Genomic DNA, 13,360 nt, shown 5'->3' on the forward strand with positions numbered 1-13,360 from the left:
TTTGTATTCTGTAGTAGGGGTGCGCTTCAAACGGGCGGGAAAAATCTTTTATTTCGATCCCCATGAACTGCCGGTTGAGAAGGAACAAAGCGTCATCGTCGATACGGCGAGAGGCCTTGAGTACGGCAAAGTGGTGATCGGCAAACGCGACGTCCCCGAAGACGATGTCGTGCTGCCGCTCAAAAAAGTCATTCGGATCGCGGACGCGAACGACGCCGTACTGGTGGATGGCAACCGCAAGGCGGCGGGAGACGCGTTTCATATATGTCAGGCGAAGATCAAGGACCACAACCTCAAGATGAAGCTGATCGACGTCGAATATACGTTTGACCGCAACAAGATCATTTTTTATTTCACGGCGGACGGCCGGGTCGATTTTCGCGAATTGGTCAAGGACCTAGCCAGCATCTTCCGCACGCGGATTGAGCTCAGACAGATCGGAGTGCGCGACGAGGCGAAGCTGCTCGGAGGGATCGGGCCTTGCGGCCGCATCCTGTGCTGTTCCTCCTTCCTGGGAGATTTCGAGCCGGTATCGATCAAGATGGCCAAGGACCAGAACCTGTCGCTCAACCCGACAAAGATCTCCGGTCTCTGCGGCCGGCTGATGTGCTGCCTCAAATATGAGCATGATAACTACGAAAGTGTCAAAACCGAGCTGCCGAAGCCGGGTAAAATGGTCCTCACCTCTTACGGAACCGGCAAGGTGCTGAGCCTCAACGTAGCCGAGCGAACCGTCAAGGTGCAGATCTTCGATCTGAACAACAAGGTGATGGAACTGCCTGCGGATGACGTTGCCGAGCAGGAGTAGAAACCGAGCGTCAGACTCAGCAGCATCGCCGGATTAGCCGCTTGCTTACCTGCCAACCTTGAGGTGAACGAACTCATGAAGGATATTTTTCTTCAATTGGAACAGATTGAGGACAAGATGGGCTTAACCTACGCCGACCTCGGCGTGCTGAAGCAGAAGATTGTCGCTCTCCTGGAGGAGAACCAGCGTCTTCAACACGAGAACCAACAGCTTCGCGATCTGCTGAAGAACGGTGAGCTGCCGATACAGACAGCGGAAGACCCGGAAGCTCCGGGGACCGGGGAAGGCTTCGATAATCTATTGCGTTTATATAATGAAGGGTTTCACATCTGCAATGTGTACTACGGGCACCTTCGCACCGAGGGAGACTGCCTGTTTTGCCTCTCGTTCCTGAACAAATAAGTTTGGGAACCGGTGGAACAAGTACGCCGTCAGCCCTAATCGTGTGGATATGAATCCTCGTCAATGGGTATGAGAAGATGTGCGGAGACCGCGGTTTTTAAGCTGACAGCGTACAAGCGGCAGAACCGGCGCTCCTGCCGGCAGCGGGTGACCGCTCAGAACGGGATGCTAAGCCGCAGGGACAAGAGTCCCTGCGGCTTTTTTTGGAAAATGCGGAAAGAGGAACGATGGGGGTAAGCTATGGGACAGGACAGGGAATGGTTGCTTCCCGGTGAACGAATCGACGATCTGCTGCGCAACGACCTGAAGATCATTCAGAGCGGCGAAGTGTTTTCCTTTTCGATGGATGCGGTGCTGCTGGCGCATTTTTGCTCGGTTCCGGCGAAAGGACGGATTATCGATCTGTGTACGGGCAACGGTGTGGTGCCGATCCTGCTCACGGCGCGGACGAAGGCCCCCGTGTGGGGCGTGGAGATTCAAGAGCGCCTTGCCGAGATGGCGGAGCGCAGCGTCAGCTTGAACGGGCTGGAGGAGCGGGTGACCCTCTCGCGGATGGACCTGAAGGAGGCGCATCTGGCCTTCGGCCATGGCGGGTTTGACCTCGTGACCGTCAATCCACCTTATCTGCCCGCTCATGCAGGCGAACCGAACGGCAACCCGCATTTCGCCGCGGCCCGTCACGAGATTCATTGCACGCTGGAGGATGTCGTCGCGGCTTCGGCAAAGCTTGTGAAGGCGGGAGGCAAGGTGGCCATGGTGCATCGGCCTTCGCGGCTCGCGGATATCTTGATTCTCTTCCGCCAGTATCGGCTGGAACCGAAAAGGGTGCGCTTCGTTCATCCCCGAGCGGGAGAAGAAGCGAATATGGTGCTGATCGAAGCGATCAAGGATGGCGGCCCCGAGATTCGGCTGCTGCCTCCCTTGATCGTGTACCAGGAGGATGGCCGTTATTGTCCGGAGCTGATGAAGATTTATTACGAGCCTCTGGGCGCAGCCAGCGTAGACGAGAGACATGTGGATAATGGAGAGGGCGCGCAATGAACATTCAAAAAAGCTTTCAAGCGGAGCGCAGCACCGGGACGCTGTACTTGATCGGAACGCCGATCGGCAATCTGGAGGACATGACCTTCCGCGCCGTGCGGCTGTTGAAGGAAGCGGACCTGATCGCAGCCGAGGACACGCGGCAGACGCGGAAGCTGCTGACGCATTTTGAAATCGGCGGGCGCTTGGTCAGCTACCACGAGCACAACAAGGAGGCGAGTGGCCGGGAGCTGCTGCGGCTGATGGAGGAAGGGCAGACGATTGCGCTCGTCTCGGACGCCGGAATGCCGGCGATCTCCGATCCGGGCGCAGATCTCGCCCGTGGAGCCATCGAGCGGGGGATTCCGGTGGTACCGGTTCCCGGAGCCAATGCGGCGTTGTCCGCGCTCGTCATGTCCGGGCTGCCGACGGAGCGGTTCCTCTTCTGCGGCTTCCTGCCGCGCGAGAAGAAGAAGCGTTCCGACGAATTGCTTGGGCTCAGAAGCATCGCTGCCACGCTGCTCTTCTATGAATCGCCGCATCGGGTGGCGAAGACGGTGGAGGCGATGCTGGAGGCTTTGGGGGACCGGGAGGCCGTGCTCGTGCGGGAGCTGACCAAGCGGCATGAGGAAGCGGTGCGCGGGACGCTCAGCGAGCTGCTGAAGCATCTGGAGGAGCATCCTCCTCTCGGCGAATATGTCCTCGCGGTCACGGGGGCGAATGCGGCCGACGTTTCGGGGTCGGGAGCCGCCGACGGCGGAGACGAACCGTGGTGGAGCGGACTGAGCGCCATCGACCATGTCCAGCACTACCTGAATGCGGGAGAGGACCGCAAGGCGGCTATGAAAAAAGCGGCCGCTGACCGGGGCGTATCAAAGCGCGATATCTACCAGGAGCTGCTGTAGCAAGCCTGGTGATCGCGCTGCATGATCGAGAGCTCTGGCGATCGATTATCTTCGAGTGACCGAGGCGCCTACATTATATAGTAGAAACTCGGTTAATTGAGCAATTGGCGAGTAGAGAAAGCGGGGGACGGAGGGTTGGTGGCAGCAGATGGAGTAGGTACGCGCTGAACCGACCGTCCTGCCGAATCGGTACAAAAAAAGGTCCCCGATTTGAGCGGCTGCCGTTCCGCTCAAATCGGGGACAAGGAGTATGAAAAAGGTTATAAATAACAATGGGATCTCTTTCATTATACTATAGCTTGATTATTTTGTCACTGGCTCCGGCATATCTTGAATGCAGTTGTTGCAGACGATTTTTCCTTTGAAGTACGTGACGTTCTCCGCGTTGCCACAGAAGATACAGGCCGGTTCATACTTTTTGAGCATGATGCGCTCGCCGTCGACATAGATTTCGAGAGCGTCCTTCTCACCGATTCCAAGCGTGCGGCGCAGTTCGATGGGGATGACGACACGACCCAGCTCGTCGACTTTTCTAACAATCCCTGTTGATTTCATCATCGTTATTATCCCTCCGTGTATATGTATTCTTGCCTAATCGCCATAATTCGACAGGAAACTCTCAATATGATACCAACCATTCCCATAATAGTCAATAGAGAAAATTGGGTTATTGGGCACTGAAATCGAAAAAAGTTCATTTTTTCTAGAAAAAACATAGAAAAGACAACAGTTTTCTTCAAAAAGAGCCGGAATAGCCGCTCGGATGAGAAAAAGAAATGGCAATCGCAATGTGACAGCATTCGACATATGGCGTAAAAATCGCTGTCGAAATCGAGAGGAGATGGTGACGAATGGCAAGGCTGCAGGAAGAAAAAGTGTTTAAAGATCCCGTCCATCGGTATATTTATGTACAGGACACCCTCATCTGGGACCTCATCAATAGCCGGGAATTTCAGAGACTGCGGAGGATTCGACAGCTGGGTACCTCTTATCTAACCTTTCATGGAGCCGAGCACAGTCGATTCTCCCATTCGCTCGGAGTCTACGAGATTGTCCGGCGCATTCTCTCGCAGTTTGAACGCAGCGGCTTCGGCGACCTTAGCGAAGAGGAGCGGCTTGTCTGCTTGTGCGCGGCACTGCTGCATGATGTGGGGCATGCTCCTTTTTCGCATTCGATGGAAAAAATATTTGGGGAGCATCATGAAGCCTGGTCCTGCCGCATCATCCTCGGGGATACGGAGATTCATCAAATCTTGAGTCGAGTTGCGGAGGGCTTCCCCGAGCAGGTGGCCGGAGTGATTTGCAAAACCCATCCAAACCCTGTTGCGATCAGCCTGATCGCCAGCCAGCTCGATGCGGACCGGATGGATTACCTGCTTCGGGACGCGTACTGCACCGGAGTCAACTACGGAACGTTCGATCTCGACCGGATACTTCGTGTTTTGCGCCCCTTGAAGTCGGGAGTTGTGGTGAAGGAGAGCGGCATGCATGCCGTAGAGGATTACCTGATGTCGCGGTACCAGATGTATTGGCAAATTTATTTTCACCCGGTTACCCGCAGCGCCGAGATCGTCCTCACCAAGATTCTCAATCGGGCGAAGACGCTGTATGAGGACGGATATGCCTTTGCCTTTATGGTGGAACCGATTCGCAGGCTGCTTGAGGGAAAGCTCAGCGTCGAGGATTACCTCCGGTTGGATGAAGCGTTAATGCAGGCCGCTTTTTCTCAGTGGATGGAGGAAAAGGACCCGATTCTTGCCGATTTGTGCGAGAGGTTCTTAAACCGCAGGCTGTTCCGCTACGTTCCCGCCGAGGACATCTCCGGGTTTCTGTTCGAGCAGCTTCGCGCCGAGCTCGCCGCCATCGGTTGGGACCCGGATTATTACCTGGAGATCGACTTCCCTTCCGATTTGCCGTATGATGTGTACCGTCCAGGGCAGGAGGACGAGAAGCGGCCGATCCTTCTGCTCGGCCCCGATGGGGAGTTGGAGGAGATCTCCCGCCGTTCGGAGATCGTTCGTTCGATCAGCGGCATTCATTCCGGGCAAAACCAGCTCTACTACCCGGCGGAGCTGCTCCAGGACAAGCGGCTTCCGGATGGGGTTCGGAAGATTCTGGTGAACGGAATCCGCAAGTCCTGAAGCGCGATCTGGGACAAAGACGGACGGACTGGATGTATAAAAATTGCTGAGCGACTGGACAGGCTGTATTCGGATGACATCGGTTCAGGCCATCGCATGGAACGGGCTATCGGTGCGAATATTGATTGTGACCATTCAAAAATCACCATTCCAAAACCGATCCCGGTCCCATGAGGCTCATCCGTGTAACGGTTTAACGAGGGCGTGTTTGGCAAACCTGCTCAAGAGAGATGACAAAGGAGACGTACCTATGCTAACGGATTCGCATGCGCATCTGAACGCCCCTGAATTTGACGAGGACCGGGAAGAAACGATTGCCCGGGCTAGAGAGGCGGGAGTGACGCGCATCGTCAATATCGGCTTTAACCGCGAGACCATCCCGACTTCTCTGAAGCTGGCGGAGGCGTATGATTTTATTTGGACGGCGGTCGGCTGGCATCCCCAGGATGCCAAGGACATGCTGCCGGAGGATCTCGATTGGATCGAGGAGCTGTGCAAGCACGAGAAGGTGGTCGCCATCGGAGAGATCGGGCTCGACTACTACTGGGATACCTCACCTAAAGAAGTGCAAGATCGGGTGTTTCGCGAGCAGATCCGCTTGGCCCGCAAGGTGGGCAAGCCGATCATCATTCATGACCGCGACGCCCATCACGATGTGGTGGAGACGCTGAAGCAGGAAAAAGCCGCCGAGGTCGGCGGCATCATGCACTGCTTCTCGGGAAGCTGGGAGACGGCGAAGCTGTGCTTGGACATGAACTTCTACATCTCCTTCGGCGGGCCGGTGACCTTCAAGAATGCCCGGCAGCCGAAGGAGGTTCTGGCGCAGGTGCCGCTCGACCGTCTCCTCCTGGAGACGGACTCGCCGTACCTGACGCCGCATCCATTTCGCGGCAAGCGCAATGAATCAGCGCATGTGCGGCTCGTCGCCGAAGCCGCCGCCGAAATCAAGGGCTTGCCGGTGGAAGAGATCGCGCGGATCACGACGGAGAACGCCATCCGCCTCCTCGGCATCAACTAGTACGCTGTCAGCTTAAAAACCATGTTCTCCGCACAACTTCCCATACCTATTGACGCCGATTCATATCGACACGATTAGGGCTGACAGCGTACTAGAGCGTGTTTGCAAACACGCTCTAGCCGAGAAGAGGCGATGCGGCGGCTGTGGAATTTGGCCGCGCGAGCAAACAAAACAAATCCCCCCTGCTGCACTCTCCCGAGGCAGCAGGGGGGATTTGTCGGTTGTGGCGCCGCGCCGCGCCGCGTGGTGTGTGCGGGCGCTATGCCGCGACGCGGCGGCGGAACGCTACGCGGCGGCGCGTTCGCTGCGCGTCTAGCATGTTCGAGCCCATATCAACAGCGGAACCATCCATTTTCTGCTCGACTTCAGCAACTGCCAATTCATGGCCAGCACGAGGAACGCCTGCCAGAGGGCGGCGGACCGCAAGGCGCGCTGCAGGTAGCCGGCCATCGCCTGCTCCGCCGGGAGCAGGAACACCCGGTCCGCACCCTCCAGATGCGTGCGGATCGGACTCCAGCCGATGACCAGGGCGAGCACCGGCACCGTAATCCAGCGGTACGGGAAGTCCGGCGGCATCTGATCGAGGGCCCATGTGTACGCGGGACCGGCGGCCAACAGCGCCATCGCCGCAAGCATTCCCGCTCCGCTGCGGAGGACGTCCCGCCAATACGGGAACGTCCCTCGCCGCCAGCGGCTCTTCCTCACCCGGAAGAGCCGGGCGGCGTTCAGCCCTTGCCTGTCTCCGCTGCCCCCTACCCCAGCGCCGGTTCCATTTCTGCGCGGCGCGCTCATAAGCCCCCGCCTTCTCCGCTTCCTCCCACGAGGTGGAAGAAGACGTCGTCGAGAGTGGCTCCGACGGGCAATCCTGCCTGCGTGCGGATCTCCTCAAGAGTGCCGCGCGCGGCCATCTCTCCGCGTTCCAGAACGACGTAGCGGTCGCAGTATTTTTCAATGGTCGAGAGGATGTGCGAGCTGATGAGGAAGCTGCAGCCCTTCTGTTTGAAGGAGGCCATCAGCTCAAGCAGGGAGCGGATGCCGAGCGGGTCGAGGCCGAGAAAAGGCTCGTCGATGATGTAGAGCGGAGCCTGAATCAGGAAGGCGTTCATCAGCATCACCTTCTGACGCATGCCCTTGGAGAGATGGCGCGAGAAGCTGCCCGCTCTCTCCGTCATGCGGAACAAGCGCATCAACTGCTCGGCTCTCTCTTCGTATTCCTCCCGGCTCAGCCCGTACACCCGCGCTGTCAGCTCCAAATGCTCGCGGATCGTCAGCTCCTCGTACAGCTCCGGACTTTCGGGGACGAAGGCGATCGAGCTGTGATAGGTTGTCCCCTCTTCGCGAAGCGTCACGCCGTTGACCCGGATCTCCCCCTCTTCCGGTTCCATCAACCCGAGAATGTGTTTGATGGTGGTGCTTTTGCCAGCTCCGTTCAATCCGACGAGGCCGACCATTTCTCCTTTACCTACGGAAAAGGTCAAGTTCCGGATGACCGGCTTGCGGTACAAATATCCGCCATAAAGTCCGTTTACTGTCAAAACCGATTGCATGTCGATCAAGGCTCCTTTGGGTTTTTAAAAAAACCGCTTCCATTTTTCGCGGAGACCGCAACTTTTTTGGTGCTCTGAACGTTAAAAGAGTAACGAAATCAGACCCTTTTATTATAAACCGAGGGTGTGCGGAAGCAAGAAAACTATAAAATAGTGAGCAATCGTGTGATAGAGGGCGATTTAAAGAGTGTGAAGCCTATTTTATTTGGCGATTTCCGGAACTTGTGCGGATATGGCCTTTTTTTGCTGTGTACAGACGGCTGTTGACTCTTTACATGTCTTACCGGGAAGGCGTATCATACATTCAGGATAACTTAATAAACCATGCCAATTTTCCAAAAAAGTTCGCTGAGTTCCATTTGGGAAACGGGGGAACCGTGAAGCGGAAGCCGGAAGTTTCGGACTTTCCGCAGGTTTTAGGGGTGAATCGCAAGGGGGACGCGACTGTTCCTTCTCGCGTAGGGCGACTCTCGCGCCCGAATCCGTCAGCTAACCTCGTAAGCGTTGAAGAGAGAGGTATTGATCGGGCGGGTCTACATATGCCACGAGAAGTCCTCTTCTTATGGCTTTTTTGTGTCCAAAAAAGCGATAAGAATCCAAATGGGAAAAACAAGGAGCGGAGGTGGAGAGTCGAGAGTGCCGTTTTGATCTGGCAAATTGAAAACGGAAATTGGCGGATGCTTCACGAACACCAAAATCCATAGTCACGTCAGATGGAACCATGCATAACAGTCGATGGCGAGGCTTTCAAGGAGGACCGAAACAAGTGGGAGAAATGTCTAATCAGAACCCCCATGAGAAACGATCATCCAGCATGTCCTTCGCATTGCGTTGGAAGCATGAAAACGTGCGCAGAATCACTTATCTCGCATTGTTCACCCTCGTGGTGACCACCATGTTTTTCATGTTGCTGAGCGGTACCCAGACCAAGAGCGTCGCTCTGGTCGTGAACGGAGAGGAGCAGGTCGTTAAGACCAAGCACCAAACCGTCAAACAGTTGTTGGATGAACAAGATGTCAAGGTGGGCGAATACGACCGGATTTCCTTGGCACTCGATACGAAGCTGAAGCACGGCGACCGGATCGCGATTGAGCGGGCCCGGACGATCGAGCTGACGGCCGATGGGAAAGTCCAGACGCTTCATACGGTGGAGAAGACGCTGGATGCTGCACTTACGGAATTTCATATCACCGTGGATCAAGATGACCGCATTACCCCTGCCATTGGAACTCCGCTCACGGAGAACAACCAAGTGGAAATCGTTCGCGTAACCAAAGAAAAGAAAGAAATCGAAGTTCCGATTGCCTTTGAAACCACCACGAAGCAAGACGCAACGCTGCTGAAAGGCAAGCAGCAGACCCTCCAGGAGGGGAAAGCAGGCAAGAAGATCGTTACCAAGGAACAGGTATACGAGAACGGCGTTATGGTAAAGGAAAGTGTCCTTGGAGAGACCGTTGCCGCCCAGAGCGTAAAGAAAATCGTTGCAGTAGGAACCAAGAATCCCGTCGTCGTGATGGCGGTCAAAACGGAGAAGAAAGTCACTGCAGCGGCTAAGACAGAGAAAGCAAAGGCGCTTACCGTAACCAAAGGCGGCGTGCCCATCAGCTATAAGAAATTGTTAAACAACGTCACCTTGACCGCTTATTCCGCAGGCGTGGAATCCACCGGCAAAAACCCCGGCGATTCCGGCTACGGCATCACCCGTACGGGCACGAAAGTGACCGAAGGGAGAACCATCTCAGTGGACCCGAATGTCATTCCGCTCGGATGGTGGGTATACATTGAAGGCGTCGGCTACCGCCGCGCCGAGGATACCGGCAGTGCCGTCAAAGGAAACAAGATCGACGTTTATTACGACAGCGAGTCCTATGCCCAGCAGTTCGGCTTGAAGCGGGGCTATACCGTGTACGTGATCGGTCCGAAGAAGCCTTCGGTCGAGTAGCACGGAAGCGTTGCGAATGCAGCGGGGATTCGGTATACTACTACTTAAACCAAGGAGAGGCGATCGCCTCTCCTTTTATGCGATTATTTTCCAAGTTATACAGGAGGGGTCCTGCGTTTTGATTCGGGAGATCATAGTTGTGGAAGGCAAGGATGACACGACGGCCATCCGCCGAGCGGTGGAGGCCGATACGATAGAGACCGGAGGCTCGGCGATCAACGAGGGCGTGTACCGACGGATCGAGCGGGCGCAGGCGACACGAGGGGTCATTATCTTCACGGACCCGGACCATGCCGGCGAAAGGCTGCGCAAGCTGATCTCGGCGCGCGTTCCGGGCTGCAAGCATGCCTTTATCACCCAGGAGGAAGGGCGCAAGAGGGATGACATCGGGGTGGAAAATGCCTCCCCTGAGACGATCCGCCAAGCCCTCTCCCGCGTGAAGAGCGAGTACCGCGAAGTTCCGAGCGAAATCAGCATGGGGGATCTGATGGCGGCGGGGCTGCTCGTCCATGCCCGAGCGGCGGAACGTCGGCTGTTCGTCGGCAACGCTCTCGGCATCGGCTATGCCAACGGGAAGCAGTTCTTTAACCGCTGCAAGATGTTTCAGATCAACCGCCAGGAATTTACGGAAGCCGTGGCCGCAATGGAAGCCGCGCTCGGAGAAAGGGACAAGCCCAATGAGTGAACAAAGACCGGATATCGCGACGCCGAAGCGGACCCAGGAGATCGTCCGTCGCCACGGCATCACCATGAAGAAGAGCCTTGGCCAGAACTTCCTGATCGACCGCAATGTGCTGGCCAAAATCGTAGGAGCGGCAGAGCTTGACGCAAACCGCGGCGCACTCGAGATCGGCCCCGGCATCGGCGCGCTCACCGAGCAGCTGGCCCGCGCGGCCGGCAAGGTAATGGCGATCGAAATCGACCAGCGGCTGCTCCCGGTGCTCGCCGAAACCTTGGCTGATTACGGCAACGTGAAGGTCGTGCACGGCGATGTCCTGAAGCTGCCGCTCCGCGAGCTGATGGAGAAGGAGCTTAGCGGATGCGAAGAAGTGAGCGTCGTGGCGAATCTCCCTTATTATGTGACGACTCCGATCATCATGAAGCTGCTGGAAGAGAAGCTCCCGCTCGCCAACATCGTCGTTATGATTCAGAAGGAAGTAGCGGAACGAATGGCTGCTGCGCCGGGATCGAAGGATTACGGAAGCCTGAGCGTGGCGGTGCAGTACTACTGCGTGCCGGAGTTGGTAACCATCGTGCCGCACACGGTGTTTATTCCTCAGCCGCAAGTGGATTCGGCAGTCATCCGCCTCGCTCTTCGAGCTCAACCTCCTGTGGAGGTGGAGGATGAGAAGTTCTTCTTCGAGGTCGTGCAAGCTGCATTCGCCCAGCGGCGCAAAACGCTCGGCAACAATATGCTCGCCCGGTTCTTCGGCAAGGAAGGGCGCGACGAGATGAACCGGCTCCTCGAAGAGCTGGCTATCGACCCGGGCCGCCGCGGAGAGACGCTCAGCATCGCCGAATTCGCCAAGCTGGCGAATGCTTTGTACTTGCGTCAGAAAGGGTAACTCGAGGGTCGGGATGCTCTCACAACCGAAGCTTTACGATTTGAATGGCGTATCGCCGCCCGCATACACCAAAGGCCCAACACTTCCATAGGATGATGGAGGAGGGGATGGAATGCGGCAGGGCGATTTGGTTGTGCGCGACTCCTACGGCGGCGATGTGACATTTACGCTCGGGCCCGTCGTCCAGGGGCAAGCGCTTTTGAAGGGATTGGAGCTTCGGCTTCTGGCGGACGCACCGATCTATGACCTGCGTGCGGCTAAGCCAGAGGCGCTGCAGGAAGCGATGGAAGACGAGAATCGGCGTGCGCGCCGTTCCATTCAGCAGCTAGACCAGTTCCGCCGCCAGCGCAGCGAAACGGGAATGCGCGAGAAGAGCCGGGAGCAGGCGGGCTACTTCGAGGTGCCTGGCAAGGTGCTTCATCTCGACGGGGATGTCGGATATCTGCGCAAGAGCATGACGCTGTACAAAGAGCTGCGCGTGCCCGCGGAAGGGTATTACGTGGCGGAATCGGCGATGGCGAGCGCTTTGACAACCCTTTTGCCGAAGGTGATGCCGGATATTGTCGTATTGACTGGGCACGATAGCATCCTGAAGAACAGCAAAGGGCGGGATATGCAAAATTTGGCGAGCTACAAAAATTCCCGCCACTTCATGAATGCCGTACACGCGGCCAGACAATTCGATCGCGGCAAAGACAGCCTCGTCATCATCGCCGGGGCCTGCCAGTCGCATTTTGAAGCTCTTCTGCATGCGGGAGCCAATTTCGCGAGCTCTCCTGCGCGGGTCTTGATCCATGCGCTTGACCCCCTCGTGATCGCTGCCAAGGTAGCGTACACACCGTCGCGAAGCACGGTCAAGATCACCGATGTTCTTTCGGGCACTCTGAGCGGCCTGGAAGGGCTTGGAGGAATTGAGACGCGGGGAAGCTATCGGGTCGGAATGCCGGTGGTGGAATGGAAGGAATCGAGCGAAACAGCGACAATCGCGAGTTTAAGAACGAGTAAAAGAAGGAATACGGTAAGCTGATTGCCCTTCAAGCCGATATTCGGCTTTTTTTTTTGAAATTCTCTAAATTACCTCGTTGACAATGCAATTGTCCTGCTGATATAATAATTTGTTAATTTGACAAACCGACCTGTTTCCGCTATACTGAAAAGAAGGAAAGAGGTGGTTTGGAGACAATGGCTAAAAATGCGCTATTGGAAATCAAACGCAGTCTTGAACCCCATGTGGGACAAAAGATCATGTTACGGGCGAACGGTGGCCGAAGAAAGACCATCGAGCGTTCCGGAGTTTTGGAAGAGACCTACCCTTCTGTGTTTATCGTCAAACTTGACGAGGAGCAGCACTCGTTCAAGCGGGTGTCCTACAGCTACGCCGATATTTTGACCGAGTCCGTGGAGGTCACGGTTTGCCAGGACGAGGAAGAGCTTCGGATCATTTACTTAAATCACTGAAACAGCAGCAAGCACATAAGCAGAGCAGCAGCCGGGCAACAGGCTGCTGTGCATATTTGGCGGATTCGCCGGGAGTACATTCCGGCGGGGCGCCGCATACTAGTTGGAAACCGGCGAGCGCAAGCTTTCGTCCGCCGGTTTCCAACTTTTTTTTATTCGGCGAAGGAGGCGGGCATGTGAGCAGAAGACGGCGGAGCATGATGTCGGATCAGTTGAAATACGAGCTGGCGCAGGACCTCGGCTTTGCGGATAAGGTCGACCGGGAAGGGTGGGGAGCCATCACCACGAAGGAAGCCGGTAACATGGTGAAACGAGCGATCCAGCTAGCGGAGCAAGCAGCCCGGAAGCAGCCTTGATCGGTATAATCCTGCTCGACGAACAACAAGCCCCGCGTTTCGGCGGGGCTTTTGCCGTGGTCGGGAATGGATGTTTTTTGCAGGGGCCTTTGCTATAATAGATAGGCCTGTACCCGCTTCCAGATGAGGCTTTGAATGAGGCTGTGCGAGCGGGAATGGCGTACGAAACGACACGGAAGAACCCGTTGGGAAGTAGGT

Annotated in this window: 15 protein-coding genes and 1 riboswitch; of the genes, 12 read left to right on the forward strand and 3 right to left on the reverse strand. The window is 56.2% G+C overall.

Translation table 11 applies throughout. The features are described from left to right. The first annotated feature begins 1 nt into the window (after window position 1). From BN2684_RS01690 to rsmI, 4 genes are all read left to right on the forward strand, one after another. Window positions 2-808, forward strand: a complete 807-nt coding sequence (locus BN2684_RS01690; RefSeq protein ID WP_058300436.1) for a PSP1 domain-containing protein — start codon at window positions 2-4, stop codon at window positions 806-808. Window positions 809-883: 75 nt separating this feature from the next. After that, the gene (locus BN2684_RS01695; protein WP_058300437.1) at window positions 884-1,210 is read left to right on the forward strand and encodes an initiation-control protein YabA; all 327 of its coding nucleotides are present in this window, start codon (window positions 884-886) and stop codon (window positions 1,208-1,210) included. Between the two features lie 240 nt (window positions 1,211-1,450). Beyond that, window positions 1,451-2,251, forward strand: a complete 801-nt coding sequence (locus BN2684_RS01700; RefSeq protein ID WP_058300438.1) for a tRNA1(Val) (adenine(37)-N6)-methyltransferase — start codon at window positions 1,451-1,453, stop codon at window positions 2,249-2,251. Continuing rightward, on the forward strand, window positions 2,248-3,135 hold the full coding sequence (gene rsmI, locus BN2684_RS01705) for a 16S rRNA (cytidine(1402)-2'-O)-methyltransferase (RefSeq protein WP_058300439.1): 888 nt from the start codon (window positions 2,248-2,250) through the stop codon (window positions 3,133-3,135). The genes BN2684_RS01700 and rsmI overlap by 4 nt, the downstream gene beginning before the upstream one ends. A 303-nt stretch (window positions 3,136-3,438) precedes the next feature. On the opposite strand, the gene BN2684_RS01710 is transcribed toward rsmI, so the two are convergent. Further along, window positions 3,439-3,693 (reverse strand): AbrB/MazE/SpoVT family DNA-binding domain-containing protein, encoded by a 255-nt coding sequence (locus BN2684_RS01710; protein WP_058300440.1) that lies wholly within the window; start codon window positions 3,691-3,693, stop codon window positions 3,439-3,441. Window positions 3,694-3,986: 293 nt separating this feature from the next. Here BN2684_RS01710 and BN2684_RS01715 point away from each other — a divergent pair, with 293 nt between their 5' ends. Further along, window positions 3,987-5,276, forward strand: a complete 1,290-nt coding sequence (locus tag BN2684_RS01715; protein WP_187385738.1) for an HD domain-containing protein — start codon at window positions 3,987-3,989, stop codon at window positions 5,274-5,276. Window positions 5,277-5,526: 250 nt separating this feature from the next. Further along, the gene (locus tag BN2684_RS01720; protein ID WP_058300441.1) at window positions 5,527-6,294 is read left to right on the forward strand and encodes a TatD family hydrolase; all 768 of its coding nucleotides are present in this window, start codon (window positions 5,527-5,529) and stop codon (window positions 6,292-6,294) included. Window positions 6,295-6,606: 312 nt separating this feature from the next. On the opposite strand, the gene BN2684_RS01725 is transcribed toward BN2684_RS01720, so the two are convergent. After that, window positions 6,607-7,086: an ABC transporter permease gene (locus BN2684_RS01725; protein ID WP_058300442.1), complete on the reverse strand. Its 480-nt coding sequence runs from the start codon at window positions 7,084-7,086 to the stop codon at window positions 6,607-6,609. Further along, window positions 7,083-7,847, reverse strand: a complete 765-nt coding sequence (locus tag BN2684_RS01730; RefSeq protein WP_316245495.1) for an ABC transporter ATP-binding protein — start codon at window positions 7,845-7,847, stop codon at window positions 7,083-7,085. Before BN2684_RS01730 ends, BN2684_RS01725 begins: the two co-directional genes overlap by 4 nt. A gap of 330 nt (window positions 7,848-8,177) precedes the next feature. Then, window positions 8,178-8,360, forward strand: a riboswitch (cyclic di-AMP (ydaO/yuaA leader). Between the two features lie 256 nt (window positions 8,361-8,616). Here BN2684_RS01730 and BN2684_RS01740 point away from each other — a divergent pair. From BN2684_RS01740 to BN2684_RS01765, 6 genes are all read left to right on the forward strand, one after another. Further along, window positions 8,617-9,783, forward strand: coding sequence for a ubiquitin-like domain-containing protein (locus tag BN2684_RS01740; protein WP_316245496.1), 1,167 nt, complete (start codon window positions 8,617-8,619; stop codon window positions 9,781-9,783). Between the two features lie 118 nt (window positions 9,784-9,901). Next, a complete protein-coding gene (gene rnmV / locus BN2684_RS01745) occupies window positions 9,902-10,468 on the forward strand; it encodes a ribonuclease M5 (RefSeq protein WP_058300446.1) in 567 nt (188 codons plus the stop codon). Then, a complete protein-coding gene (gene rsmA, locus BN2684_RS01750; RefSeq protein WP_058300447.1) occupies window positions 10,461-11,348 on the forward strand; it encodes a 16S rRNA (adenine(1518)-N(6)/adenine(1519)-N(6))-dimethyltransferase RsmA in 888 nt (295 codons plus the stop codon). The genes rnmV and rsmA overlap by 8 nt, the downstream gene beginning before the upstream one ends. A 112-nt stretch (window positions 11,349-11,460) precedes the next feature. Continuing rightward, window positions 11,461-12,375: a sporulation peptidase YabG gene (yabG, locus tag BN2684_RS01755; protein ID WP_058300448.1), complete on the forward strand. Its 915-nt coding sequence runs from the start codon at window positions 11,461-11,463 to the stop codon at window positions 12,373-12,375. A 155-nt stretch (window positions 12,376-12,530) separates the two neighbouring features. Continuing rightward, complete coding sequence (gene veg / locus BN2684_RS01760) at window positions 12,531-12,806, forward strand: biofilm formation stimulator Veg (RefSeq protein ID WP_058300449.1); 276 nt, start codon at window positions 12,531-12,533, stop codon at window positions 12,804-12,806. Between the two features lie 176 nt (window positions 12,807-12,982). Then, entirely contained in the window at window positions 12,983-13,162 is a 180-nt protein-coding gene (locus BN2684_RS01765; RefSeq protein WP_058300450.1) for a small, acid-soluble spore protein, alpha/beta type, read from the forward strand. Window positions 13,163-13,360 lie beyond the last annotated feature (198 nt).

The sequence above is a fragment of the Gorillibacterium timonense genome, assembly GCF_001457415.1.
GTDB lineage: Bacteria > Bacillota > Bacilli > Paenibacillales > NBRC-103111 > Gorillibacterium > Gorillibacterium timonense.

Coding starts and splice junctions, on each gene's coding strand:
- BN2684_RS01740 (WP_316245496.1), top strand. CDS start 8,617: ATGTCTAATCAGAACCCCCATGAGAAACGATCATCCAGCATGTCCTTC.
- BN2684_RS01725 (WP_058300442.1), bottom strand. CDS start 7,086: ATGAGCGCGCCGCGCAGAAATGGAACCGGCGCTGGGGTAGGGGGCAGC.
- BN2684_RS01710 (WP_058300440.1), bottom strand. CDS start 3,693: ATGATGAAATCAACAGGGATTGTTAGAAAAGTCGACGAGCTGGGTCGT.
- BN2684_RS01720 (WP_058300441.1), top strand. CDS start 5,527: ATGCTAACGGATTCGCATGCGCATCTGAACGCCCCTGAATTTGACGAG.
- BN2684_RS01700 (WP_058300438.1), top strand. CDS start 1,451: ATGGGACAGGACAGGGAATGGTTGCTTCCCGGTGAACGAATCGACGAT.
- yabG (WP_058300448.1), top strand. CDS start 11,461: ATGCGGCAGGGCGATTTGGTTGTGCGCGACTCCTACGGCGGCGATGTG.
- BN2684_RS01695 (WP_058300437.1), top strand. CDS start 884: ATGAAGGATATTTTTCTTCAATTGGAACAGATTGAGGACAAGATGGGC.
- rsmI (WP_058300439.1), top strand. CDS start 2,248: ATGAACATTCAAAAAAGCTTTCAAGCGGAGCGCAGCACCGGGACGCTG.
- BN2684_RS01715 (WP_187385738.1), top strand. CDS start 3,987: ATGGCAAGGCTGCAGGAAGAAAAAGTGTTTAAAGATCCCGTCCATCGG.
- rsmA (WP_058300447.1), top strand. CDS start 10,461: ATGAGTGAACAAAGACCGGATATCGCGACGCCGAAGCGGACCCAGGAG.
- veg (WP_058300449.1), top strand. CDS start 12,531: ATGGCTAAAAATGCGCTATTGGAAATCAAACGCAGTCTTGAACCCCAT.